Here is a 24,830-nt window from a genome sequence, read left to right as displayed (position 1 = left end):
ATTATTTCCAACATTCGGGGACTGTCGCCGAATTTTGGCAATAAAAAAAACCTGCGATGGTGGTCGCAGGCTTCTTGTGCTACTTGCTTGGCAACTTTGCTTATGCTGCCATGCGGACCGCGCCCCTGCAACCATCCATCAGGAACGATAGACCCACGACCAGCACCAGCTCGCCTTCGGCGGAGCGGGCGGTACCCGTGATGCCTTCGACGGCGATGGCGGTCATCGGCTTGATGACGAGGTCGGCGGTGCCGTCCACGGCACCGACGGCCAGGATGTACGGTTGTGGCGAGTTGATGACGATGCCAACGCGCTCCGGCGACAGCTCGTAACCCAGCGCGCCGGCCAGCGAACGCACCGGCAGCGGACGACCCTGGTCCTTCAGCACGGGCGCGCCGCCCACTTCCATGAACTGCTCCGGCAGCTCGACCACGCGCTGGACGACCGCCATCGGCAGCGCCAGCAGCGCGCCCGACGTCGACACCAGCATCGTCGGCACGATCGACAGCTCGATCGGCAGGCGGATGGCGAACTTGGTGCCCTTGCCCAGCATCGATTCGATGTGGATCGCGCCGCGGTTCTTCTCGACGGCGGTCTTCACCACGTCCATGCCGACGCCGCGGCCGGACACGGACGAGGCCACTTCCTTGGTCGAGAAGCCCGGCAGGAACACCAGCTGGTACGACTCGTCGTCCGTCATGTTGGCCGATGGCGAGATCAGGCCCTTCTCGGCCGCCTTCTTGCGCAGCGCGATCGGGTCCATGCCCTTGCCGTCGTCCTGCAGCACGATCATGACGCTGTTGGCTTCCTGCCATGCCTTGAGCAGGATGGTCGCCTTCGGGTTCTTGCCGGCGGCGACGCGCGCATCCGGGCCTTCCACGCCATGGTCCAGCGCGTTGCGCAGCATGTGCACGAGCGGATCGTACAGGCTGTCGACGACGACGCGGTCCACTTCCGTTTCCGCACCTTCGATGACCAGTTCGACTTCCTTGCCCAGGTCCTTCGCCAGCTCGCGCACCAGGCGCGGGAACTTCTGGAACAGGCGGCCGACCGGCTGCATGCGGGTCGCCAGCGTGGCGCGCTGCAGCTCGGTCGAGTAACGCGACGCGCGCTCCAGCGTTTCCGTCAGTGCCGACATCAACGTGGCGGCCTGGCCCTCGAACTTGAACTGCTGCAGGCGTTCCAGCAGCACGGCGGCCTGGTTGGCGGCCTGCACGGATTCGCCGGCCACTTCCAGCAGCGCGTCCAGCTTGACCGCGTCGATCCGGATGCTTTCTTCCTTGGCCGGCGCGGCATGCGCGGGCTTGGCTTCGTCGCGGCGCTCGACGCCATCCCACTTCTTGCCGCCTGCGGCTTCCGCGGCCGGCACGGCAGCGGCAGGGGCCGGCGCAGCGGCGGCCGGGGCTGCGGCGGCGGCGGCGGGCGCGGCGGCGGCAGGCGCCGGGGCTGCGACGGCCGGCGTTGCCGATCGGGTTACGGAACCCGGCGGCATGACGGCTTCATACATGCCTTCCCAGTCCAGGCCGTCGGCGGAAGCCGTGGCCTTCGGCGTGGCGGCAACAGCGACAGGGGCTGGCGCGGGTGCCGGCGCGGCGGCGGGTGCCGGCGCGGCAGCGGCCGGCTTGGCCGACGACACCTTGCCTTCGATCGCGTCCGTCAGGATCTTGTCCAGCTCCGGCGGCATGGCCGGCAGGCTTTCCGGCGCGGCACCGTTGTTCAGTTCGGCCAGCTGGTCGGCCACGAAGCCGGACGCCATCAGCGCCGCCTCGATCGACAGCGGCGTCACCGGCGCGGCGCCGGTCCGCAGGGCGTCGAACAGGTTTTCCGTCAGGTGGCAGGCCGAGACCAGCGCACCCAGGTTCATGAAGCCCGCGCCGCCCTTGATCGTATGGAACGAACGGAACACCGCATTCAGCGTTTCTTTGTTGTCGGGGTCCCGTTCGAGGCGCAGCAGGTGCTCCTCGACGTTGACCGCCAGGTCCATCGCCTCGACGACGAACTCTTTAAGCATATCGTCCATTAGAACCCCAGATCGGCAAGAAGATCGTCCACACTGTCCTGGCTCAGCGCTACCGTCGGTGCCGACGGGCCACTCATCAATTCCACTTTCTCCACTTCCTTCTGCGCGATGCGCTCGCGCTTGTCGGCCGGGGCATTGTCCTTCAACAGCTGCGCCAGTTCCTGCTCCACCGTCTTGGTGATCGTCACGACCTTCTTGATCAGCTGGCCGGTGATGTCCTGGAAGTCCTGGGCCATCATGATTTCCAGCAGGCGGGCCTTCTCGGCCTCGGTGGCTTCGGAGACTGCCTGGGCAAATGCGCGCGAGTCGCCTGCCAGGACCTTGAATTCTTCAATGCTGAGCTTGCCGTCGAACAGCGCGGCCCAGCGGTCTTCCATTTCCTTTGACTTCTTCGACAGCACGTCCTGGGCCGGCATGCCGTCGTCCAGCGTGTTCAGTACCTTGTTGGCGGCCTGTTCCGTCAGCGTGGCCACGTATTCCAGGCGGTCCTGCGCGTCCATGATCTGGCTCGAGGCCTCCGTCAGGGCCTTGTCGTAGCCCAGTTCACGCAGCGAGTCGTGCAACAGGCGGACGATGCCGCCCAGGCGCTCGAACATCGTGCCGTCGTTGGCCTGGCCGTCGCCCCCTTCGGCGGGCGCGGGTGCGGCAGAGGCCGGCGCAGCCGGTACTACCGCGGCCCCGACGGGCGCTGCTTCCGCAGGCCGCGTCGAGGCGATCTCGTCGAACAGACTTTCCAGGTCGTCTTCTGCTGCAGCAGCCGGCGCTGGGGCCGGGGCCGGTGCGGGAGCGCTGGCGCGCTGCGCGGACACTTCCTCGAATAATGCGTCGAAATCATCAGCGGCGTCGGTCATATCCCTGCTTCTCCATAATCAATAAATTGCTGCCGTCAACGCTGCCTGTAGCGGTACTTATGATGACGCTCGGCAATATTAACGCACTTCCGCGAGTGTAGCAGGGGCGAACCTGCTTGTTCAATCACCGTTTCGCCAAAGACAGGGCAAAAATGTGCGGCGGCAGCAAAAGGGTGACTTTGTGTTGTATTTGGGCTGCTGGCATTTATGCACGCCGTTTGTCATAAACAAAGATGGCATTTACTCCATCGTTGCGCCCCGTCTAATCTACTCTTGAGAAAGATCAAATCTTTGCATCCAGACAAGGGAGTGAAACCCGATTACAATGGCCACGTTGGACCGACTCTCTGTAGATAACACGGAGGCAACGATGTACCGGAAAATCCTGATCACGACGGACGGGTCGGCAGTTTCCCGCATGACGGCTTGTGCCGGCGTGTCGTTTGCCCAGCAGATGGGGGCCGAAGTGCTGGCCTTGTTCGTCGCGCCGGAATACCAGTATCCCATATATGTGGAGATCATTCCGCCCAGTTATCCAAGCGAAGCCGAGTACGGTGCCGCGATGCTGCGCGCGGGCCGCGAGCACACGCAATCGATCGTCGATGCCTGTGCCCGCAAGAACGTGCCGTGCACCAGCCTGACGGAATTCGCCGAAAGCGCGGCATTGAGAATCGTCGAGGTGGCGCAGCAGCAGCACTGCGACCTGATCTTCATCGGCTCGCATGGGCGCAGCGGCTGGGGCCAACTGCTGCTGGGCAGTGTCACGAACAAGGTGCTGTCCCATTCGCGCATTCCCGTGCTCGTGCACCGCTTGCTGCAGGAGCCGGTCGACTGACCCGCCGGCGCGTGCGGCCGACGGGTTTGCGCAATACGGGCATTTTTTCCACAGTTATAGTTGCAACACCAGAAACCGACAGCCAGACCTATGATCAGAATAGTCATCGCCGACGACCACACCATCATGCGCGAAGGACTCAAGCGCATCCTCGACGGTGCCCCCGATATCGATATCACGGGCGAGGCGGTCGACGGCTTCGAGGTGTTGCGGCATGTGCGCCAGGGCGGGTTCGACCTGCTCCTGCTCGACCTGTCCATGCCGGGGCGCAGCGGCGTCGACCTGATCCGCCAGATCCGCAGCGAAGCGCCCAAGCTGGCGATCCTCATCCTGACGATGCACGAGGAGGAACAGTATGCCGTGCGGGCCATCCGCGCCGGCGCCCAGGGCTACCTGACCAAGGAAAGCGCGGGTACCCAGCTGGTAGGGGCGATCCGCAAGGTCGCGTCGGGCCGGCCTTATATCAGTACCGAGGTGGCCGAGCAGCTGGCCTTGAACATCATGATGCCGAACGAGACGCTGCTGCACAAGCAGTTGTCCGACCGCGAGTTCGAGGTGTTCTCCCTGCTCGTTTCCGGCAAGTCGATCACGGAAATCGCCAACAACCTGCATCTGTCCGTGAAAACGGTCAGTACGCACAAAACGCGTATCATGCAGAAAATGGGAATGACGTCGCTTTCCGAGATGGTGCAGTACGCAGTTGCGCATAAGCTACTTTCGCCATTCAAGGCCTGAACTATTTCAGCCCGTGTCAGACGGTCCGCAATGGCCCGCTCTCCTCTGAGAAGCGGGTCTTCCTGGTAGGAGTATTCCTACAACTCCCCGCCGTGTCCTACGGCATATTCAGCGCATTACCGATGTTTTTCGCTCGGGCCTGTTGGCATACTGAAACCATCCCAGTGAAGTTGCTTCGCATCCACCGACAAGCTCGACAAGTGGTGCGACAAGCGAACCGCTGGTAGCCGACAAGCCGAAAAACGTTCATGCCTTTCTGGTTTGTTATCCGAATAGCCAAAATTCATTGTCCAAACCAGGAGATCCGCATGCTCCCAACGCATATATCCGAAAATCGTGCCGCCGCCTCGGCCGCCCACTCGCCCGCCATGGAAGCGGGACGCCAGCGCCAGGGCCGGCTATGGTCGAACCTCAAGGAGGTCTGCGACCTGCTGCATATCCCGTCGGCGTGCACGATCCAGTCGGAGGAGCTGCTGTTCCAGCACGTGCAGTTCAAGACGGGCCAGCGGATCCACACCATCGGCCAGCCGTTCGACACGCTGTATATCGTCAACTCCGGCTTCCTGAAAACCGTCCTGATCGACGAGTTCGGCAACGAACAGGTGCTGAGCTTCCCGATGAAGGGCGACATGCTGGGCGTGGACGGTATCCACAGCCGCCAGTATGCGTCCGAAGCCGTGGCGCTGTCCGACTGCGACCTGATCCTGCTGCCATTCAAGAAGCTGACGGCCCTGGGCCGTGTCCACCTTGAACTGGAAAACATGATGTACGGCGTGATGAGCCGCGAGCTGGTACGCGAACAGGCCATGATCGGCATGCTGGGCGCCCTCAGCGCGGAAGCACGCGTGGCCCGCTTCCTCGTTTCGCTGGCCGACCGCTTTGCGCAGATGGGCTATTCCAGCAAACTGTTCAACCTGCGCATGACCCGCCACGAGATCGGCAGCTACCTGGGCCTGACGCTGGAAACCGTCAGCCGTACTTTGTCCGCGTTCAACGAAATCGGCCTGATCACCGTCGACCAGCGCACCATCGGCATCAAGGATCCCGATGCCCTGAAAACGCTGCGCCGCCTGCCGCCCTCCCGTTCGCGGGCAAAGAGCAGCGCCAATCGCAAAGCCGCTGCTGCCGCCGCCGCCACGGAGCCGGCGGCACCGTCCACCGGCCCGTCGGTCGAGCTGATGGCTGCCGTCTGAAGCGCCGCGCCCTCGTTCCTCACCCAGCTTTGACCCGCCTCGGCGGGTCTCTTTTTTTGCCTGGTCGGTGTTTACTGCCGAATCGGGGACAGCCTTCAATGACGGCCCTGCCGTCCACCCGCACAAATTCCGGGCTGCCCTGCTTTCCCAAATGGGGACAGCCTCCGATTACGGCCCCAAATGGGGACAGCCTCCGATTACGGCCGTGCCGTCCACCGAACATATCGGAGGCTGTCCCCGATTCTTTGGAGGCTGTCCCCGATTTCCGGGGCGCGCCGTTCGTTCCGGACCCGCACAGGATGCACAAAAACCGCTTGCATTTTCGGCAGCACTATCCAATAATGCAAATGCGAATCATTCTTATTTAAGGCCAACCACCATGCAGACTTCGACCTTGCCCGCCGCTCCGGCCACCGCCACCCAACCTGCCGCGCGCCAGCCCCAGCCGGTCCAGCGCTTCACCACTGCCGGCCTGATGCAGGACCGCCGCGAAGTGGAGATCGAACACGCGGGCCGCATCTATCGCCTGCGCATCACCCAGCTGAACAAACTGATCCTGACCGCCTGATCCGTCCCACGCCACACCCCACCGCAGCCAGCCAACCGTCCCGGTAGCCAGCCACCGTCCCGAGGAGAGTCCCGAATGGCTATCGACCATACTGATCCGATCTACCTGGCCCCCGCCGCCGGCGGCGCCCAGCCCGAGCTGATGCTGTCGGCCGTGCTGCACCTGATGTCGCACTACACGGCCAGCGAAGGCTCCGCCTGCGTGAAGCTGGCGGCCGTCATCGAACGGCACCTGAAGGCACTGTCCAGCCTGCCCGGCATGGCGCCGGTGCTGGCCGCCACGTGCCAGCAACTGTCCGAACAATGGGCCGGGATCGTCGAGCGCTCGCTGCCGCCGGTGCAGGCAAAGGAAGAAGGCTTCCTCAGCCGCATCATGGGACGGGGCCGTACCGCGCCGCAGGTGGCATAAACCATGTGCGACAAACATCCGATCGCCCTGCCGGCGGAAGCCACGCAAACCTCACGCCGGCGCCGCATCTGGGAGCTGTCGCATACGTGCCATTGCCCGCTGATCGGCGTCTGCATCCCGCTGGGCGCGCTGCGCAAGCTGGTCGGCAAGGTCGCGGGCGGCAAGGTGCTGGCCGACGACTACGAGGTGCACGTGGGAGCCGTCAGCGAATGCGGCACGCGCAACCGCTTGTCCGAAGCCGTGCAAAAGGAACTGGAACGTCGCTTTGCGCCCGTCATCGCAAGGTTCCGCACAGCGCGCACGACCGAACAGCTGGCCGAGCTGTGGCAGGGCGCGGTCGCGAGCGGCGACGTGGCCGGCGCGTTCTGGGCCGGCCTCAGCCACCCGCGCTGCGCGCCGGAACTGGAAGAGAGGATGTGCCGCGACCTGCACATGATCCAGCACCAGGCTGGCGCCTGCACGCGCGCGGACCTGCAGCGCTTCAACACCATCGTCGACGAGAACGCGAGCCTCGCGCGGGAGCTGGCGAAGCTGCAGCAGCGCAACGCGGCCATGCAGCTGGAACGCACGGCGGAACAGGACAGGCACGCGGCCGCCCTGATGCAACTGCGGGCCCAGCTGGTGGGACGCGACAGCATCGTCGACTCGCTGCGCACGGAACTGGAACAACTGCGCAACGCCATCCCCGGCCTGGAAACGCGCGAGCGGCTGGCGCACCGGCTGGCCCAGACGGACGAGCGGGAACGGGCGCTGCGCGGCCAGATCGCGGACCTGCGCAAGCAACTGCTGGAAGCCCAGGCCCAGCTGGAGGCCGCGACGCCGTCCGCACCGGCGCAGGAGCCAGCGGCAGTGCCCGCCGTGGTGGAACACATCATCCGCCTGCCGATCCGGCTGGCCGAACGCAGCGTGCTGTGCGTGGGTGGGCGCAGCGGCAACGTGGCCACCTACCGGGCGATGATCGAAAAAGCGGGCGCGCAGTTCGCGCACCACGACGGCGGCCTGGAAGACAACGCCGGCAAGCTGGAAGCGAGCCTGGCCGCGGCCGACCTGGTGATCTGCCAGACCGGTTGCATCAGCCACAGCGCCTACTGGCGCGTGAAGGATTTCTGCAAGCGCACGGGCAAGCGCTGCGTCTTCATCGACAACCCCAGCATCTCGAGCCTGCAACGGGGGCTGCAGGAATTGCACGAAGCTTAGGAGACCCCAAGGGTTAAAAAAAAAACCCCGCAACGCCAAGGCGTGCGGGGATTTTTACTGGACGGCAGCTTAGAAGTTGTAGTTGCCGGTCAGGTAGAACGTACGGCCCATCGGGTCCGCGTAGCGCGGGTCGAAGCCGACCTGGTGGCCCGACGAGCTGCGCAGCGAGAACGGCGGCGTGCGGTCGGCCAGGTTCTTCACGCCGGCGCGCAGCGAAGCCTGCTTCGTGATGGCCCAGCGGCCTTGCCAGTCGATCGTCAGGAACGACGGCACGTCCAGGCGCAGCGACTCGTTCTTGTTGGTCGTCAGGTTACGCACGGTAGCCAGCGCATCGGTATAACCGTTGCGGTAGTTGACGATCAGGCCGTTGGTGAACGCACCCGTTTCCAGCGTCGTCGACAGGCGCACGATGTGGCGGAAGGCGACGTTGTTGTCGGTACCGAAGATGTTCAGGTTGCTCGTCCAGTCATCCTTCGTGCCGGCCTTGGTGTAGTCGGCCTTCAGCAGGTAGGTGCCGCCCAGCGTGGACGTCAGCTTGCCGAAGCCGAAGCGGTTCGTGACCGTCGTATCCCAGTCGACGCCGCGGTAGTGCGTCTGGCCGATGTTGATCGACAGCTGCTTCTGCGCCCAGTACGTGTTGCCCGTTGCCGGTTCCGTGTACGTGGTGAACAGGTCGCGGAACGTGACCGGGTCGCCGAAGATCTGCTGTTCGCTGATGTTCGACACCTTGTCGCGCATGCGCACGTCCCACAGGTCGGCGCCGATCACGAACGTCTTGTTCGGCTCCCAGCGCACGCCCACCGTGTACTGCTTGGATTTCTCGGGGCTCAGGTTCTCGTTGCCGCCCGAGACCACGTTGTATTGCGAGCTGCCGGGGCGGCACAGGTTGGCGTCCGGGATCGGGCACGCGTAGCTGCCCGACGTGAAGCCGGCATTGACCAGCGGCTGGCCGATGTCGAGCATGCTCGGGGCCTTGAAGCCGGTGCCGTACGAACCGCGCACCAGCACGGTCGAGATCGGCGTCCAGCGCGCGCTCAGCTTGTAGGTGGACGCGGATTCCTTGTTGCCCATCTTCTTGCCGGTGATGCCGTTGTCGACGGCCGTGATGACGTCGTAACGGCCGGCGGCGGTCAGTTCCAGCGACTTCAGGACCGGGGCGGCCAGTTCGAAGAAGGCGCCGTAGTTGTCGCGTGCCAGGTCGTAGGCCGGTGCCGGGTTCAGGTTGTACACCAGGCCGGCGGCCGCTTCGGCGGATGGCGACTGCTCGTAGTGGTACTGGCGATAGTCGGCGCCGACGGCAACCTGGGCCTTGCCGCCGGCCAGGTCGAACAGTTCACGCGATGCATGGCCATCGATGCCCTTCAGCGTCGTCGAGGCGCTGCGCACCGTGCCGTGGAAGATCGAATTCTTGATCAGTTCCTGGGTGGCGGCGCTCTGCGCGCCGATCGGCGCGAACGGGTCGAACGAACGGTTCGCCAGCATCGCGCGGAATTCCTTGTTCAGCGCGTAGCCGCCGACGTAGCTTTCCTCGAACTTGTTGCGCGACCAGGTCAGGCCCGTGTTGAAGCTCCAGCCTGCCACGTCGCCTTCGGCGCCGGCGACGAAGTGCTGCGAGTCCGTGACGGTGTTGCTGTCGCGCGTACCCCAGTCGTACGTGCGGTAGTTGCCCGACACGGACTTGACGCTGGCGGCCTGCGCCGGCGTCAGGTACGGCAGCACGTTGGTGCGGTACATTTCCGAGTTCGTCGCGATCGTGAACGGTGCCGTGTTCGGCGCGATACGGGCCGTCAGGTCCAGGCGCGTCAGGGCCGCTTCGGCGAACAGGCGCACGTTGTCGGTCAGGCGGTAGGAACCGCGCGTGAAGAACGCGTCGCGCTTGCTTTGCGGGACGATCTCGATCGTCGACACGAAGTCGAAGGCGCAGTTCTGCGTGGTGGCCGTGTTGGCCAGGCTCTCGAAGTTCAGCGTCGGGCAGGCGCCGTTCTTCTTCAGGTACGGCGAGAAGCCGATCGGCGCGATCTTGGCATCGTTGAACGTGAGCGACACGTTGGCCGGCACGGTCGCCGCGCTGGTACGGTCGTAGATGTAGTTGGTGCCGTTGTGGCTGAACGGGACGTAGGCCGTCTTGGCGAAGTCGCGGTCGGTCGCCTTCATCTGCACGCGCTCGTCATGGCGGTACGACGCCATGATGTTGAAGCGGTCGGCTTCCAGGTCGCCGTAGCCACCCGTGATGCTGATGTTCTGCTGGCGGCCGGCGTGGCTTTCGCCCGGCTGGCTGTAGCTGGCTTCGACGCTGAAGTTCTGGACATTGTCCTTCAGGATGAAGTTCATCACGCCGCCGATAGCGTCCGAGCCGTACAGCGCGGAAGCGCCGTCGGTCAGGATCTCGACGCGCTCGATGGCGGACAGTGGAATGGCGTTCAGGTTGACGGTGCTGCCGGAGCCCTGCGGCGCCAGGCGGCGGCCATTCAGGAGGACCAGCGTGTAGTCTTCACCGATGCCGTGGATCGAAGCCGACACGCGGCCGCCCGAATCGGTACCGGCGGCGATGGCGTCGACGGTGAAGCCCTGCATTGCGGGCAAGGTCTGGATCAGTTCGGCGACGTTGGTGGCACCCGTGCGCGCGATGGTCTCGGCCGACAGGCGCTGCACCGGCAGCGCGGTTTCGGCGGCAATCCGCTTGATTGCCGAACCGGTGATTTCGACGCGCTGGATCTGCTGTTCCTGCGCACCTGCGTAACCCGTCAGCATTGCGGAACCCGCCAGTACGCCCAGCGCCAGCCGCACGGAGCGGACACCAATTTTCTGTTGCAACACCATTCAATGCTCCTGTTTTATGTAGTCACGATGTGCCGTGCTTGGCATCAGCTCATCTGTACATATTATGGAGGAGCAACGAATGGGGCTTTTACGGTTTTGTTACGAAAATTATCGGAATGTACAAATATGCCCGCAGAAACGGATATTCTTCGGAAGACATATCGGAAACTGAACTATATTTGGCGCGCGGACGCAATCTTGTTGGTTTTTCGAGACATTTAATATACATCGCGGCGATAGCGGCCCTGGGCGGCCAGCGCTTCGACCTGGTCCGCACCGAAGATGTCGCGCAGTGCCGCGTCGACGCCGCCGGCCATCCCGTCCAGGCTGCCGCACACATAGATCGCCGCGCCCTGCCGCACCCACTCTGCCAACGCCGGGGCCTGGCGCCGCAGGACATCCTGCACGTAAACGCGCTCCGGCTGGTCGCGCGAGAATGCCAGGTCGAGCCGCTCCAGCATGCCCGCTTCGTGCCACGCATGCAGCTCCTGGCCGTAGTGCAGGTCGTGCAGCGCATTGCGTTCGCCGAACAGCAGCCAGTTGCGGCCCTGCCCCGCCTGGATACGGGCGCGCAGGTGCCCACGCAAGCCGGCGATGCCGCTGCCGTTGCCGACCAGGACCAGGGGACGGGCGGCATTCTCTTCCAGCCGGAAGCGGCGGTGCTGGCGCAGCCGCAGCGCCACGGTCGCGCCGATCTTGGCCTGCTCGCACAGCCAGCCCGATGCCACGCCGGTGCTGCCGTCGCCATGGCGGTGCAGCCGCACCAGCAGGTGCACCCGGCCGTCCGCGGGCACCGAGGCGATCGAATATTCGCGCGGCCGCTCCGGGTCGCCCGGCGCGGCCACCTGCACCAGGTCGCCGGACTGCCATGGCGGCAGCGCGCCCTCCACCGGCACCAGCTCGACGTGATACACGGGTGCCCCCGCGCTGCCGGCATTGAGCTGGCGGCGCGCGGCCAGGCGCCACGGCGCGAAGGCCGGCGCGCTCCAGTCGGGCGCATCGCTGGTACCGGCCAGGTGGCTCAGTTGCTGGCGCCACTGGCCGATGGCCTGTGCCGAGCTGCGATCCACCTCGATGCGATCGAACAGCGGCTGCGCGCCCTGCTCGCGCAGCCAGGCATCGAGCGCGCGGCCGAAGCCGCAGAACTGCGTGTAGGCGCGATCGCCCAGCGCCAGCACGGCGTAATGCAGGTGCGGCAGTGCCAGCCGGCGCGTCATCAGGCGGCCCGCGAAGCCGGCACCGGCATCGGGCGCGTCACCTTCGCCATACGTGCTGACGACGAACAGGATGCGCTCGGTCCCTTGCAGCACCTGCTGCGTCAGGTCGGACAACTCGCACACGCGCACGCCGATGCCGGCCAGCCGCAACGTGGCGGCGGTCTGCTCGGCCAGCTCGGCGCCGTTGCCCGTCTGGCTGGCGTGGGCGACGATCCAGCCTTCCGTCCCGGCGCCGGCTTGCCCGGCACGCTTGCGGCGCGCACGCAGCCAGGGCACCAGGCAGGTGAGGCCATAGGCGACGAAGCCGGCCGCCGTCAGCGCCAGCCGGGTGGTGTCGTGGGTGACGATATCGGTCACGGCATGGACCTGGTCAGTCGAGCATCGCCGCAAAGGCGCTGCTGGTGGCTTCGCGCAGCGTGCCGTCGCCCTGGCGCGTGAGGAATCGTGCGGCGAGGCCGCGCCGTTCGGCCAGTTGCAGGCCCGCCTCGACGCCCAGCACCGTCAATGCCGTCGACCACGCATCGGCCGCCATGCAGCTGGCGGCGACGACGGTGACGGAAGCGATGCCGCTGTCGATCGGCATGCCGGTGCGGGGATCGATGGTGTGCGGCCGGCGCCCGGCCGCATCGTGGAAGTAGCGGCGGTAGTCGCCCGACGTGGCGATGGCCAGGCCGTGCAGGGCGACGACGATGTCGTCGTCGCCGGCTGGGAGATCGGCAGGCTGCTCCAGCGCCACCCACCACGGCTGGCCGTCCGGCTTGAAGCCGCCGCCGCGCAGTTCGCCGCCCACCTCCACGAGGTAATCGGCGCTGCCGTGGCGCTCCAGGCACAGGGCCAGCCGGTCGACGGCGTAGCCCTTGGCGATGGCCGACAGGTCGAGCTGTAGGCCACCCGGCTGCCACGCGCGCCGCGTGGGCGGATCGAGGCGCACGTGGGCACGCCGCGCCAGCACCGCCTGCACCTGTGCGGGCGTGGGCGGCACGAAGCCGGGTTCGTCGTAGCGGTTCGCAGGGCCGAAGCCCCACAGGTTGACGAGCGCGCCCGCGCACGGATCGCAGGCGCCGCCCGACGCTTCGCACACCTCCAGCGCGAACGCCAGCACCTCGAAAAATTCAGCGGGAAGTTCGTGCCAGGTGCCGGCCGGGGCGCGGTTGAAGCGCCCCAGGTCAGAGCCCGCCTCCCAGTGGCTCATCTGCGCGACGACGAGATCGAGTTCGGCCTGCAGCGCCTGCCGCAGGTCCAGGCCGGCCGGCCCACCCACGACCCGCGCCGACCAGCTGGTGCCCATGCTGGTGCCGCGATAGTCGGCGATGGCGCCGCCGGCGGGCAGCGGCGCGGACGAGATCGCGTGCGGCAGCAGGACCCGGCGCATGCTTACTGCGGCAGCACTTCGACGGTGGCCGCGTAGGTCACGCGCTGCGGCGGCATCTGCGGCGGCTGGCCCGGTTGCGCAGGCGCGGCGGCCGGCCAGGTGCTGCTGACCAGGTACATGCCGGCGGCCGGGATCGTAAACGTGATCTCGCCCTTGGCATCGGTGCTCTGGCGGATCTCGCCCAGGGTGCCGCGATAGCGCACCCCGCCCGGAATCAGGCTGAAGGCCTGGTTGGCGGCAGGTTTGCCGTCCAGCAGGAAGCGCCACGTGGCCTTCTCGCCGGCGCGCATGTCGTTCGGATGCGTGACGGGCACCAGTTCCAGGCCCTTGCCGGTCGGCTTGAAGACGGCGTTATCCGGCTCGTTGGCGCTGACGAACGTCTCCAGGCGGCTGGTGGTACGGCTGACCTTCAGCTCTTCCGCGTTGGCCGGCACTTCCTTCGCCAGGTTCGCCTCCAGGCCGCGCCAGCGCTTCGTCTCGCCGTTCGCCTTCCAGCTGGCGAAGGCGGTTTGCGACACCAGGGCGATGCGGTAGGTGCCGTTCTTCGGCATCTTCACGTCGAAGGTGCTGCGCAGCTTGCCGGTGGTGGCGTTCTGCGGCGTGATGGCGGCGCCGTCCGGGCCCGTGATCTGGATGCCGTCCAGCTTCAACGGCACGTGGTCGATGTCGAACAGGCCTTCCGAGATGGCCGCGTCGACGGTCACCCACGGCTCCTTCGCCTCGACCAGCGTGGACGATGGCAGCAGCCATGGCTTGTGCGCATGCGCGCCGAACGTGGCGCCGGCCAGTGCCAGCGCGACCAGTGTTTTCGTGAGTTTCATGGCTGTCCTTAAGGTTTGACCTGCACGACGACGTTACCCAGTTCTTCCTTGCCCTTGGCGGAGAACTCCTGCGCCGACTTCGGCGGCCATGCCACCGGCACCTTGACCAGTTCGCGGCCGCCCGCCTCGCGCGCGGCTTCCACCACCAGTTGGTACTGGCCGGCCGGCAGCTTGTTCAATGCTTCCTTGGCGACGGGGAACGTCAGCGTATGCTCGCCCGGGGCGCGCGTGGCGCCGGAAACGCCATCGAGCGGCAGGGTCAGGTCGCGCCCCGTCTTGCGCCACCACTGGCGCATGTCCTTGACCCACTTGGTCCCCGCGTTGTCCTTCTTCTTCGTGTCGTACAGCACGGCCAGGTTGGCAACGACCTTCTGGTCCGCGTTTTCCATCCACGCGGCGATATACGGCTTGTGGTACTCGGCCACGTTCAGTTGCGGGATATCGAGCTTGATGGCCAGGTCGGCCGCCATCGCCGATGCACTGAACAGCGGGATGCTGAGCGCGATGGAGTAGCGTAATTTCATGGTGTGCCTATCGTGACGAATACGTGATTAATGAATGAACAGCAGTGCGATAACAGCGGGAACCAGTATCCCGAGGCCGACCATCGGCCACGTGAACGGCCGGTTCGCGGCATGGAACTTGAGGATCAACAGACCGGTGAGGCAGAACACGAGGCAGGCGCCGGCGAAGATGTCGATGAACCAGTTCCACGCGGTGCCGGTATTGCGACCCTTGTGGACGTCGTTGAGCCAGGAGATCCAGCCGCGATCCGTGTTCTCGAATTCGGCGGCGCCGTCTTCCAGGCCGACGCGCACCCAGGCGTCGCCGCCCGCCTTCGGCATTGGCAGGTAGACTTCGTCCGCCGACCATTCGGCCGCGCGCCCGCCCGCCTTGACCGACCAGGTGGCCAGCAGCCAGTCCTCGGCGGCGGCGGGCAGCGGTGCCTTGGCGCCGTCATGTTGTGCGGCGAACGTCTTCAGCTGCGCCACCAGTGCCGCAGGGGCCGTGGCTTCCTTGCGCACGATGGTGGGCTTGGCCTCGATCTGCGACGCATGGTTCAGGGTGATGCCGGTGATACTGAACAGGAACATGCCCAGCAGGCACAGCGCGGAGCTGATCCAGTGCCATTGATGCAGCTGCTTCAGCCACACGGCGCGGCTGGCGCGGGCGGTGCTGGCGGCCGCCTGGGCTGGGTTGACGTCATTGCTCAATTTGATCTGCTTCCGGCTGCCGGCATTTATGTGAATCATCAGATGATAATGATTATCATTTGCGGAGTCAATTATGTAACAGCCGTGGATACAATTCCGGTGTACGCCAGCGTACAGAGGCTGGGCGGGGTGTCGCGTATCGTCGGGCTTTGTTCTGGACAAGCACAGGAGGCCATGATGACGATATTTACCAAGGACGAACTGGACGACCTGACGAAACGCGTCAAGGACGTCAAGTTCGGCATGTTTACGACCAGCGACGACGAGCACCGCATGACGAGCCGTCCGCTGACCTTGCAGCAGATCGACGAGGCCGGCACGATGTGGTTCTTCGTATCGGACGAGGAGGAGTTCACCACGCACCTGCTGAACAACCCGTCCGTCAACGTCAGCTTTGCCGATGTCGACGATCACCTGTATGTCTCGATCGCTGGCCGGGCGAGCCTGGTACGGGACCGCGCCAAGATGGAACAGTTGTGGAAGCCGTCCGTCAAGGCCTGGTTCCCGGAAGGACTGGACGACCCGCACCTGGCACTGCTGGAGGTGCAGATCCAGTCGGCCGAGTACTGGGACACGGGCAACAGCAAGATGGTGAGCCTGTTCGGGATGGCCAAGGCGGCCATCACCGGCAAGCGGCCGACCAATGTCGGCGAGCACAAGCACCTGGGGCATTGATCGAAACCCCCGGTGCCAAAAAAAAATCCGCCAGCTGGCGGATTTTCTTTGACGTCCCTGGGATCAGCCCCACGGCGGCTCGCCCCTCACACGCGAACCGCAGCGGACCTGGTGACCTCAGACGCCGGAGCTGCTTTCCGGCCCGGGCGCCCCGCCTTCGGTGCCGGGCGGTTCGCCGCCCTGGCGTGCGCCCTGGTCCGTGCTCTGGCGGTTGCCCGGGATCGGCCGGTCCACTCGCCTGACTTCCGTCTCCGGGAAATCGATGTTGCCGATGCCAGGGTGCTCGGTGTCGACTAGCACGAAGTTTTCTTCGCTGCTTTTGTTCTTGCGGGAATTGTCAGATGGAGTCATGCCTGTTCTCCTCGACGATCTTCCTGCGCTGGTCAGCCCTGGTTGCCCTGGTCGTTGCCGCCACCGGAATTGCCGCCGCGTGCGCTCTGGCGATTGCCGTTCTTGTGGCTCATGGCCCCTGCCCGGCGTGCCTCTTCCGACGTGAATTCGTGCGCGGTGCCTTTCGCATGCGCGGCGCGTCCCCCTTCGGATGCGATCTCGCGTTGACGCTGCGGATCCATCGACGCAAAGCCGCGATTGCGGGTTGCGCTCTGCTTGTTACCCGTGGTGCCCTGGGCCTCGCCTTGTCGGTTACCTCGATTATTACCCTGGTTCGATGATGCCATGATCAATTCTCCTGAAGTGATGCATTGGGGGGATTTTGACGTGGTGAAGTGAGGGAGGACCCGCGCCCGATCGTTCTCACCGACCAGCGACGATCATTGTTATAACGATCGGGCAACAGGAGCACTCATCGTAGTGCAAACACTGAGCAGGAAATATAGGACACGTACAGGTGTCCCTGTAGGACAGCACCTACCGCAAGCTCAGCCATTACGGAAGCTGGCGTTTCTCAACTTCCTACTTATTTTCCAGAGGGAAAATAGTATCCTCGACCGCCAGGTACAGCCGGTCGCCCGCACCCGGCTCGATTTCGTGCCCACCCGTGAAGGAACCGAACGAGGGCAGGATGGCGCGGTGCGCCCCCACCAGGAAGCAGGGCAAGCGCATGGACTCGCGGCCGGCCCGCAGGCGATAGACGGGGTGCACATGGCCCGCCAGCACATAGCCATCGGCCGGCAGGTCGGGATGATGGCAGAACGCGAACGGCCCCAGTACGTACGGTTCGTCGACCATCGTCACGGCCAGTTGTGCGGCAGGGTCGCCGGCATGGCGGTCGTGGTTGCCCCGCACCAGGGTCAATACCAGGTCGGGATGGCGCGCGCGCCACGCCAGCATGGCCTGCACGGTGGCGGACGCATGCGCCGCCTTGGCGTGCAGGAAGTCGCCCAGGAACAGGATGTGCCGCACGTCGCGCGCGGCCAGCAGCGCGTCCAGCGCCTGCAGGTTCTCGGTTGTGGTGCCGCGCGGCACAGGGATGCCCAGTGCGCGGAACGACGCGGCCTTGCCGAAGTGGATGTCGGCAATGACCAGCATGCGCTCGCGCGGCCAGTACAGCGCCTTCTGCGCCAGCAGCAGCACTTCCTCGCCCGCAAGTATGGTCGCTGCCGCGTTCATGGCCCGGCCGCCTTCTCGAGTTCGCGCAGCACCCGCGCGACGCGGTCGGACAGCTTTTCCGTCGACAGCTTCTCGCGGAAGCGCTCCACCATCAGCGCGAAGCCGAACGGCGTGGCGCGCCTGGTTTCGTGGTAGCTGACCGTGCGGCCCTGCAGCGCTTCCAGCGTGGCGCGCAGCCGGTTCAGCTCCAGCTCCTGTTCGAGCACTTCGCGCTGCGCCTGCGTCAGCAGCAGGTTGCCCGCGTCGTGCTTGCGGAACACCTCGAAGAACAGCGACGACGAGGCCTGGATCTGCCGGTTGCTTTTCGGCTGGCCCGGGTAGCCCTGGAACACGAGGCCGGCGATGCGCGCGATTTCGCGGAAGCGCCGCTGCGACAGCTCCGTCGCGTTCAGGCTGGCCAGCACGTCCTCCAGCAGCCGGTCCGTGCCGAACAGGCCCACGTCGCGGCCGTGCGCGGGCGCGAACACCGTTGGCCAGTCGACCGGGTCGGCCGCCAGCAGCTCGAAGCCGTAGTCGTTGACGGCGATGGAGAACGTGATCGGCTGCATGCATCCGATCCGGTAGGCGAACAGCGACGCCAGGCCGATATGCACGGCGCGCCCCGCGAACGGGTAGACGAACAGGTGATGGCCCTCGCGGCTGTGCACGCTTTCGATGACGGTGCGCTCCGGTGTCGGCAGTGCCGACCAGCGCGCCTGGATCGCCAGCAGCGGCGCGATCGCCAGCATCTCCGGGCCGCTGTAGATGCCTTCCGTGACAAGCCGCATCTGCGCCAGCGCCGCATGCGCCAGCTCGGACGACAGCGGCATCTTGCCGCCCTGCCAGCGCGGCACCGCGCCCTTGGCGCCGGTGGCCCGCTTCACATAGGCCGTCATCTCGTGCACCCGGATGAATTCCAGGATGCGGCCGCCGAACAGGAAGTTGTCGCCCTTGTTCAGGCGCGCGATGAAGCCCTCCTCCACCGTGCCGATGCGGCCGCCGCTCTGGTACTTCACCTGGATCATCGCCTCGGACACGATGGTGCCGATGCCCATCCGGTGGCGCCGGCCCAGCGCCACATCCGGCACGCGGTAGACGCCCTCCTCGTCCGGCAATACGCGGCGGTACTCGGGATACACCGTCAGGCTCTGGCCGCCGCGCGCGACGAAGTCCAGCGCCCACTGCCACTCGTCTTCCGTCAGGTGGCGGTACGACCACGCGCCGCGCACCTCGTCGAACAGCGCCTCGGAGCGAAAGCCCCCGCCCAGCGCGATCGTGACGAGGTGCTGCACCAGCACGTCCAGCGGCTTCTCGGGTACGTGGCGCGCCTCGATGTCGCGGTCCTTGACGGCCTGGATGGCGCCGGCCGCCTCCAGCAGCTCCAGGCTGTGCGTGGGCACCAGCGTCACGCGCGACACCCGGCCCGGCGCATGGCCCGAGCGGCCGGCGCGCTGCAGCAGCCGGGCGATGCCCTTGGCGCTGCCGATCTGCAGCACGCGTTCGACGGGCAGGAAGTCCACGCCAAGGTCCAGGCTGGAGGTGCAGACAACCGCCTTCAGTTCGCCTTTTTTCAGGCCCAGTTCGACCCAGTCGCGTACTTCCTTGTCCAAGGAGCCGTGATGCAGCGCGATGATGCCGGCCCAGTCGGGCCTGGCCTCCAGCATGTTCTGGTACCACAGCTCCGCCTGCGAGCGGGTATTGCAGAACACCAGCGTCGTCGCGTGTCCCTCGATCTCGCCGATCACGGCGGGCAGCATCTGGATGCCCAGGTGGCCCGCCCACGGGAAGCGCGACGGGTTGGCCGGGATCAGCGTGTCGACGAGGATGTCCTTGCGGATGCTGCCCTCGACCGTGGCGCCGGGCACGCCGGGCCCCAGCAATACCTCCTTCGCGCGCGGCAGGTTGCCGAGCGTGGCGGACAGGCCCCACACCACCAGGTCGCCATTGCCCGACTGGTGCGCCCAGCGGCGCAGCCGGGCCAGCGCCAGCTGCGTCTGCACGCCCCGCTTGTTCCCCATCAGTTCATGCCACTCGTCGACGATCACCATGTCCAGCAGCGCGAACTGCGTGGCGGCGTCGGCCTTCGACAGCATCAAGGTCAGGCTTTCCGGTGTCGTGATGAGCGTATCGGGCAGATGCTTGGCCTGGCGCGCCCGGGCGGCCGACGACGTGTCGCCGGTGCGCGCATCGACCGTCCAGCCGGGCATCAGCTCGGCCGCCGATTCGGTCAGCGCGCGCAGCGTGTCGGCGGCCAGCGCCCGCATCGGCGTGATCCACAACACGCGCAGGCCGCGCTTCCTGGACGACTTCGCGCACATGGCCCGCTGCAGCGCGGCGAACCAGACGGCGAATGTCTTGCCCGAGCCCGTGGTGGCGTGCAGCAGGCCCGATTCACCCGCCAGCGCGGCCTGCCAGACGGCGCGCTGGAACGGAAAGACCTGCCAGCCCCGCCTGGCGTAGAACGTGCCGACCTGGCGTGCCGCCTCGCGCCGGTTCATGCGGCCAGGCTGGCCTGCGCCAGCAGGCCTTTCAGCATGTCCAGCGTATCGGCTTCCTCCACGCTCTTGTCCTCGCGCCGGCGCAGGATGCGGGGAAAGCGCACGGCGATGCCGGACTTGTGGCGGTGCGAGGCGGCGATCCCCTCGAAGCCGATCTCGAACACCATCGTCGGCCGCACGCTGCGCACCGGGCCGAACTTCTCGACCGTCGTGCGGCGCACCGCATTGTCCACCTGGGCGATCTCGGCATCGGTCAGGCCCGAGTAGGCCTTCGCGAACGGCACCAGCTGGCGCCCGCCGTTGCCGTCGCTGTCCCATACCGCGAACGTGTAGTCGGTGTACAGCGAAGCGCGTCGGCCGTGCCCGGCCTGGGCGTAGATCAGTACCGCATCCACGCTGTACGGGTCGATCTTCCACTTCCACCACGTGCCCACGTCCTTGGTGCGGCCCACGCCATACTGGGCGCTGGCCGCCTTGATCATCATGCCCTCGACGCCGCGGGCGCGTGACTCGTCGCGGATGCGCGCCAGGTCGTCCCAGCTGTCGGCATGCACCAGCGGCGAGATGCGCAGGCGCGGATTGTCCACCCGCTCGACCAATTGTTCCAGCAGGGTGCGGCGCTCGCACTGGGGCAACTGGCGCAGGTCGACACCGTCCAGCTCCAGCAGGTCATAGGCCACCAGCGCGGCCGGCAGCTCGGCCAGCAGTTTCGCCGACAGCGTCTTGCGGCCGATGCGCTTCTGCAGGTCGGCAAACGGCGACGGGTTGCCGGTATCGTTCTCGCCCGCCTGCCAGACCAGGATCTCGCCATCGACCACCGTGCCTTCCGGCAGCCGGATCGCGGCCAGCTCGGGGAAGCGTTCCGTGATCAGGTCTTCCCCGCGCGACCACACCCAGTTTTCGCCGCCGCGCGCGACGATCTGCGCGCGCATCCCGTCGTACTTCCATTCCACCTGCCAGTCCTTCAGCTCGCCCAGCGTGGCCGGCGCGGCCTGCAGCTGGTGCGCCAGGAAGAACGGATACGGCTGGCCGCCCCGCATCGCATGCTCCTGGTCGGACTGCGCGGCGATCAGCTGCAGGAAGCCTTGCGCGGTGGGCCGCACGCTGCCGTCCGTCCAGCCCATCAGCCGCTGTGCGATCAGCTTCGAATCCACCGCCGCGATGGCGGACAGCGCGCGCGTGACAAGGAGCTTCGAGACACCGACACGAAAGCCGCCGCCGATCAGCTTCATCAGCAGGAAGCGCTCGCGCGTTTCCAGCTCGTCCCAGTAGTCGAACAGCGCCTGCCGGATCGTTTCCGGCGCGGCGCCGCGCAGCGGCGCGATGCGCTGTTCGATCCACTCGGCCAGCCCCACGTCGCTGCGCGTCTTCGGCTCCGGCAGGATGTGCGCGATGGTTTCGGCCAGGTCGCCCACGGCGTCATAGCACTCATCGAACAGCCAGTCGTCCAGTCCCGCGTATTCGGTGGCGTACTGGCGCAGCAGCTTGACGGGCACGGCCTGGCGCGGCTTGCCGCCCGCGAGGAAGTAGACCGCCCACGCCGCGTTCTCCGGCGCCGCGCTGGAAAAGTACGCCTGCAGCGCATCGAGCTTGCGGTTGGTCGCCGTGGTCTCGTCCAGTTCCGCGTACAGGCGGGCGAATTCACGCATCGGCATCCTCCCCGCCTGGGATGTCCGCCCCGCCCGCCGCGTCGACCTGGCGCCGTGCCTCGGCCGTGCCGGCGGCGCGGGCCGCGTCGGCCTTGTCCTTCACGGCCCAGCGCTGCGCCACCGGATCGGGTTCCGGGTCGGGCGGCGCAACGCCGTCCGCCGCGGCACCGGCAGCCGCCGCGTTCTCCGCCTCGTCGTCGCCATACTCGGTATCGAAGCCCTTGGCATCCAGGCCGTTCTGGCACAGCCAGCGCACCATCGTGGGAATCGAGCCGTGCGTGACGATCACACGCTCGGCCTCCGTTTCCTTGATCGCCCCCATCAGGCCGGGCCAGTCGGCATGGTCGGACAGCACGAAGCCCCGGTCGACGCCGCGGCGCCGGCGCGCGCCGCGCAGCAGCATCCAGCCGCTGGCGAAGGCGTCGCTGAAGTCGCCGAAGCGCTTCACCCATGGCGAGCCGCCAGCCGACGGCGGTGCGATGATGATGGCACGTTTGAGGTCGGCCTTGTCGACGTCGCTGACCATCCTGGTTTCCGGCAGCGGCACGCCGGCGGCTCGGTAGACCCGGTTCAGCGGTTCCACCGAGCCGTGGCAGATAATGGGACCGATGCTGGCATCGAGGCCCGACAGGATGCGCTGCGCCTTGCCGAACGAGTAGCACAGCATCAGGCTGGCGCGCCCGTCGGCGGCGTTCTTGCGCCACCAGGCATTGATGTCGTCGAACGTCTGCTGCTGCGGCTCCCAGCGGTAGATCGGCAGGCCGAACGTGGACTCCGTGATGAAGGTGTGGCAGCGCACCGGTTCGAACGGCGTGCAGGTCGCGTCGCCCTCGACCTTGTAGTCGCCCGACGCGACCCAGATCTCGCCGCCGCATTCAAGCCGCACCTGGGCCGAACCCAGCACGTGGCCGGCCGGATGCAGCGAGATGCGCACGCCGTTGTGTTCGACCGTTTCGCCGTACGCCAGGCCCTGCACGGCGATGTCGCCCAGGCGCGAGCGCAGGATGCCGACGCCGGGCGTCGCGGCCAGGTAGTGGCCGTGGCCCATGCGCGCATGGTCGCCGTGGCCGTGCGTGATCACGGCCCGGTCCACCGGCCGCCACGGATCGATGTAGAACTGGCCCGGCACACAGTACAGGCCTTCCTTGCGCACCACGACCATATCGGACATACGGGTTTCCTCTCCTGGCTTTTTTTCATTCTAGCCAGTGGGAGGCAGGGCGTATGTCCGTTGGCGTACAGTGCGCGGGTCAAGCAGGGGTCTGTCCGTCCGGGACGGACCCTGAAGTCTGCGGGAGGTGCCTGTATGGGTGGAGCGTGCATCACTTCGGGGTCAGTTCCCTTTGGGGACAGAACCCGGCTCACACCGGCTGCACGAACTCCGCCATGAAGGTCTTCGTCGTATTCTCGGGGAACTCGATGGTGATCTGGTCGCCGGCCACGGAGAGCACCGTGCCGATGTCGAACTTCGGCACCTTGACCTGGCTGCCCACCGCGATCACGGGGCCAGGGGGGACGGACGGTTCCGGCGGCGGCTCGAACAGCACGGCCTCGCCCTCCTCCACCTGCACCGATGGCGGCGAGACGCAGTTGTCGCAACAGCCGCAGTGCTCGACTTCGGCGGAAGCGTCGTTGAAATAGTCCAGCATCAGCTTCCAGCGGCAGTAGCCGCTCTGCGCATACCCCACCATCTGCTCCAGCGCCTCGCGGTCGCGCTCCTGCTTGTGCTGGTAGATCGCCGACAGCTGGTCGAAAATGACCGCGCTGGCGTCCTTGTTGGTCAGCAGGTAGTCCAGCTTGCGGTTCTGGCGCAGCAGCTTGCCGTCCTTGAGCAGCTTCAGGCAGACTTTCAGCTTGCTGTCGGCCATGTCCGGCAGCGCATCCGCAATGACGCTGGCCTGGCACGGCACCAGCGGCACCACGGTATCGTAGACCGCGCGCAGCTCGTCCGCCGACGGGTAATGCTTGACGAGGAAGAACTGCTGCAGCCGCTTGTCGTCCTGGAAGTACAGGAGCGTGCATTCGGCATCCGCGCCATCGCGCCCGGCACGGCCGGACTCCTGGTAATAGGCTTCCAGGTTGGCCGGTACCTGCAGGTGGATGACGAAGCGGGTGTCGCTCTTGTCGATACCCATGCCGAACGCATTGGTCGCCACCATCACGCGGCGCTCGCCGTTCATGAACAGGTCCTGGTTTTCCTTGCGTTCGCGCGCCGGCAGCTTGCCGTGATACAGCGCCACGCTTTCGGCGGCCTGCTCCAGTGCTTCGTACATCTCCTCGGCCGCCTTGACGGTGGCGGCGTAGATGATGCCCACGCCCTCGGTCTCGCGCACGAGCCGCATGGCCTCGGCGGTCTTCTCGGCGGGATTGGTGATCTGGATGACGCGGTAGCGCAGGTTGGGCCGGTAGATGCCCGTATTGACGACGTGCATGCGCGCGCCCAGCTGGCGGCCGATGTCGTCGATGACGTCCGGCGTGGCCGTTGCCGTCAGCGCCAGCACGGGGGGATTGTCCAGCGCCCGCCGGGCGGCGCCGATCTCCAGGTAGGCCGGGCGGAAGTCGTGGCCCCACTGCGAGATGCAGTGGGCCTCGTCGATGACGAGCAGCGCGATCTCGGTATCCTTCAGCACTTCCAGGAACTCCGGCGTGGCCAGGCGCTCCGGCGTGCAGAACACGATGTTGCTGAGGTTGTTGCGGATGCTGTCCAGCGCATCGAGCTCCTCCTCGCGCGACAGGCTGCTGTTGAGCTGCGCCGCGCCGATGCCGATCTCCTCCAGTTTTTCCAGCTGGTCCTTCATCAGCGAGATCAACGGCGAGACCACGATCGTCGTGCCCTTGAAGATCGACGCGGGAATCTGGTAGCAGAGCGACTTGCCGCTGCCGGTGGGCATGATCGCCAGCGTGTCATTCCCTTCCAGCACGCTGTCGATGACGCGGCGCTGGCCGTCGCGCAGCTGGTCCACGCCGAACACGTTGTGCAGCAGGTTGCGGATCAGGCGCGCACGCGCGGTGCCGATGCGCACGGCGGCGCGCTTCTCGGCTGCGGAGAGATTTCGGGTTACCATGGATTCATCCGGTGACTATCACAGCAACCAATGTAGGCGCCACGGGGCCCGGATACCATAGGACGCAGCCTACAAAATGCGTAGGAGAGTAGCGAGAACTGATCCTGGCACCGGAACCGGGTCCGGCACAGCCCTGACTGGCCG

General features: G+C 66.2%; 22 protein-coding genes. 7 read left to right on the top strand and 15 right to left on the bottom strand.

The genetic code is table 11. The features are described from left to right. Positions 1–100 precede the first annotated feature (100 nt). Both PX653_RS00910 and PX653_RS00905 read right to left on the bottom strand, forming a co-directional pair. Entirely contained in the window at positions 101–2,020 is a 1,920-nt protein-coding gene (locus PX653_RS00910) for a chemotaxis protein CheA (protein ID WP_277416090.1), read from the bottom strand. Then, a complete protein-coding gene (locus PX653_RS00905) occupies positions 2,020–2,871 on the bottom strand; it encodes a protein phosphatase CheZ (protein WP_277416089.1) in 852 nt (283 codons plus the stop codon). The genes PX653_RS00910 and PX653_RS00905 overlap by 1 nt, the downstream gene beginning before the upstream one ends. Positions 2,872–3,241: 370 nt before the next feature. Between PX653_RS00905 and PX653_RS00900 the strand changes: the two genes are divergently transcribed. The 6 genes from PX653_RS00900 to PX653_RS00875 all read left to right on the top strand — a co-directional run bounded on the left by PX653_RS00900 (position 3,242) and on the right by PX653_RS00875 (position 7,807). After that, positions 3,242–3,706 carry a universal stress protein gene (locus tag PX653_RS00900; RefSeq protein WP_277416088.1) on the top strand — a complete coding sequence of 155 codons (465 nt, stop codon included), beginning with the start codon at positions 3,242–3,244 and terminating at the stop codon, positions 3,704–3,706. Positions 3,707–3,796: 90 nt separating this feature from the next. Continuing rightward, a complete protein-coding gene (locus PX653_RS00895; RefSeq protein WP_107143331.1) occupies positions 3,797–4,441 on the top strand; it encodes a response regulator in 645 nt (214 codons plus the stop codon). A gap of 368 nt (positions 4,442–4,809) precedes the next feature. Next, the gene (locus PX653_RS00890) at positions 4,810–5,634 is read left to right on the top strand and encodes a Crp/Fnr family transcriptional regulator (RefSeq protein WP_277418676.1); all 825 of its coding nucleotides are present in this window, start codon (positions 4,810–4,812) and stop codon (positions 5,632–5,634) included. A gap of 379 nt (positions 5,635–6,013) precedes the next feature. Continuing rightward, positions 6,014–6,202 (top strand): hemin uptake protein HemP, encoded by a 189-nt coding sequence (gene hemP, locus PX653_RS00885; protein ID WP_277416087.1) that lies wholly within the window; start codon positions 6,014–6,016, stop codon positions 6,200–6,202. Positions 6,203–6,277: 75 nt separating this feature from the next. Continuing rightward, positions 6,278–6,610 (top strand): hypothetical protein, encoded by a 333-nt coding sequence (locus PX653_RS00880; RefSeq protein WP_277416086.1) that lies wholly within the window; start codon positions 6,278–6,280, stop codon positions 6,608–6,610. Positions 6,611–6,613: 3 nt separating this feature from the next. Beyond that, a complete protein-coding gene (locus tag PX653_RS00875; protein ID WP_277416085.1) occupies positions 6,614–7,807 on the top strand; it encodes a DUF2325 domain-containing protein in 1,194 nt (397 codons plus the stop codon). Positions 7,808–7,876: 69 nt separating this feature from the next. Here the strand turns inward: PX653_RS00875 and PX653_RS00870 are convergent, their stop codons facing one another. The 6 genes from PX653_RS00870 to PX653_RS00845 form a co-directional block, all read right to left on the bottom strand. Then, positions 7,877–10,627, bottom strand: a complete 2,751-nt coding sequence (locus PX653_RS00870) for a TonB-dependent receptor (RefSeq protein ID WP_277416084.1) — start codon at positions 10,625–10,627, stop codon at positions 7,877–7,879. 218 nt (positions 10,628–10,845) lie between these two features. After that, positions 10,846–12,201 (bottom strand): sulfite reductase subunit alpha, encoded by a 1,356-nt coding sequence (locus PX653_RS00865; RefSeq protein WP_277416083.1) that lies wholly within the window; start codon positions 12,199–12,201, stop codon positions 10,846–10,848. Positions 12,202–12,214: 13 nt separating this feature from the next. Then, on the bottom strand, positions 12,215–13,216 hold the full coding sequence (locus tag PX653_RS00860; protein WP_277416082.1) for an FAD:protein FMN transferase: 1,002 nt from the start codon (positions 13,214–13,216) through the stop codon (positions 12,215–12,217). A 2-nt stretch (positions 13,217–13,218) separates the two neighbouring features. Further along, entirely contained in the window at positions 13,219–14,037 is an 819-nt protein-coding gene (locus tag PX653_RS00855) for a DUF4198 domain-containing protein (RefSeq protein WP_277416081.1), read from the bottom strand. Positions 14,038–14,045: 8 nt separating this feature from the next. Then, positions 14,046–14,561, bottom strand: a complete 516-nt coding sequence (locus tag PX653_RS00850) for a DUF2271 domain-containing protein (RefSeq protein WP_277416080.1) — start codon at positions 14,559–14,561, stop codon at positions 14,046–14,048. A 27-nt stretch (positions 14,562–14,588) separates the two neighbouring features. Then, a complete protein-coding gene (locus PX653_RS00845; RefSeq protein WP_277416079.1) occupies positions 14,589–15,251 on the bottom strand; it encodes a PepSY-associated TM helix domain-containing protein in 663 nt (220 codons plus the stop codon). A gap of 177 nt (positions 15,252–15,428) precedes the next feature. Here PX653_RS00845 and PX653_RS00840 point away from each other — a divergent pair, with 177 nt between their 5' ends. Further along, positions 15,429–15,926, top strand: coding sequence for a pyridoxamine 5'-phosphate oxidase family protein (locus tag PX653_RS00840; protein ID WP_277416078.1), 498 nt, complete (start codon positions 15,429–15,431; stop codon positions 15,924–15,926). 117 nt (positions 15,927–16,043) lie between these two features. On the opposite strand, the gene PX653_RS00835 is transcribed toward PX653_RS00840, so the two are convergent. The 7 genes from PX653_RS00835 to PX653_RS00805 form a co-directional block, all read right to left on the bottom strand. Further along, positions 16,044–16,277: a hypothetical protein gene (locus PX653_RS00835; protein WP_277416077.1), complete on the bottom strand. Its 234-nt coding sequence runs from the start codon at positions 16,275–16,277 to the stop codon at positions 16,044–16,046. Between the two features lie 32 nt (positions 16,278–16,309). Continuing rightward, entirely contained in the window at positions 16,310–16,603 is a 294-nt protein-coding gene (locus PX653_RS00830; protein ID WP_277416076.1) for a KGG domain-containing protein, read from the bottom strand. A 235-nt stretch (positions 16,604–16,838) separates the two neighbouring features. After that, a complete protein-coding gene (pdeM, locus tag PX653_RS00825) occupies positions 16,839–17,495 on the bottom strand; it encodes a ligase-associated DNA damage response endonuclease PdeM (protein ID WP_277416075.1) in 657 nt (218 codons plus the stop codon). Next, the gene (locus PX653_RS00820) at positions 17,492–19,972 is read right to left on the bottom strand and encodes a ligase-associated DNA damage response DEXH box helicase (protein WP_277416074.1); all 2,481 of its coding nucleotides are present in this window, start codon (positions 19,970–19,972) and stop codon (positions 17,492–17,494) included. The genes pdeM and PX653_RS00820 overlap by 4 nt, the downstream gene beginning before the upstream one ends. Next, positions 19,969–21,621 carry an ATP-dependent DNA ligase gene (locus PX653_RS00815; RefSeq protein ID WP_277416073.1) on the bottom strand — a complete coding sequence of 551 codons (1,653 nt, stop codon included), beginning with the start codon at positions 21,619–21,621 and terminating at the stop codon, positions 19,969–19,971. The genes PX653_RS00820 and PX653_RS00815 overlap by 4 nt, the downstream gene beginning before the upstream one ends. Continuing rightward, on the bottom strand, positions 21,614–22,792 hold the full coding sequence (locus tag PX653_RS00810; RefSeq protein WP_277416072.1) for a ligase-associated DNA damage response exonuclease: 1,179 nt from the start codon (positions 22,790–22,792) through the stop codon (positions 21,614–21,616). The genes PX653_RS00815 and PX653_RS00810 overlap by 8 nt, the downstream gene beginning before the upstream one ends. Before the next feature lie 190 nt (positions 22,793–22,982). Further along, positions 22,983–24,686, bottom strand: coding sequence for a RecQ family ATP-dependent DNA helicase (locus PX653_RS00805; protein WP_277416071.1), 1,704 nt, complete (start codon positions 24,684–24,686; stop codon positions 22,983–22,985). Between the last annotated feature and the right edge of the window lie 144 nt (positions 24,687–24,830).

Source organism: Pseudoduganella chitinolytica, from assembly GCF_029028125.1.
Lineage (GTDB): Bacteria > Pseudomonadota > Gammaproteobacteria > Burkholderiales > Burkholderiaceae_D > Rugamonas > Rugamonas chitinolytica.
The sequence above is the reverse complement of the archived record's forward strand: the minus strand, read 5'-3'. Positions and strand labels throughout refer to the sequence as shown.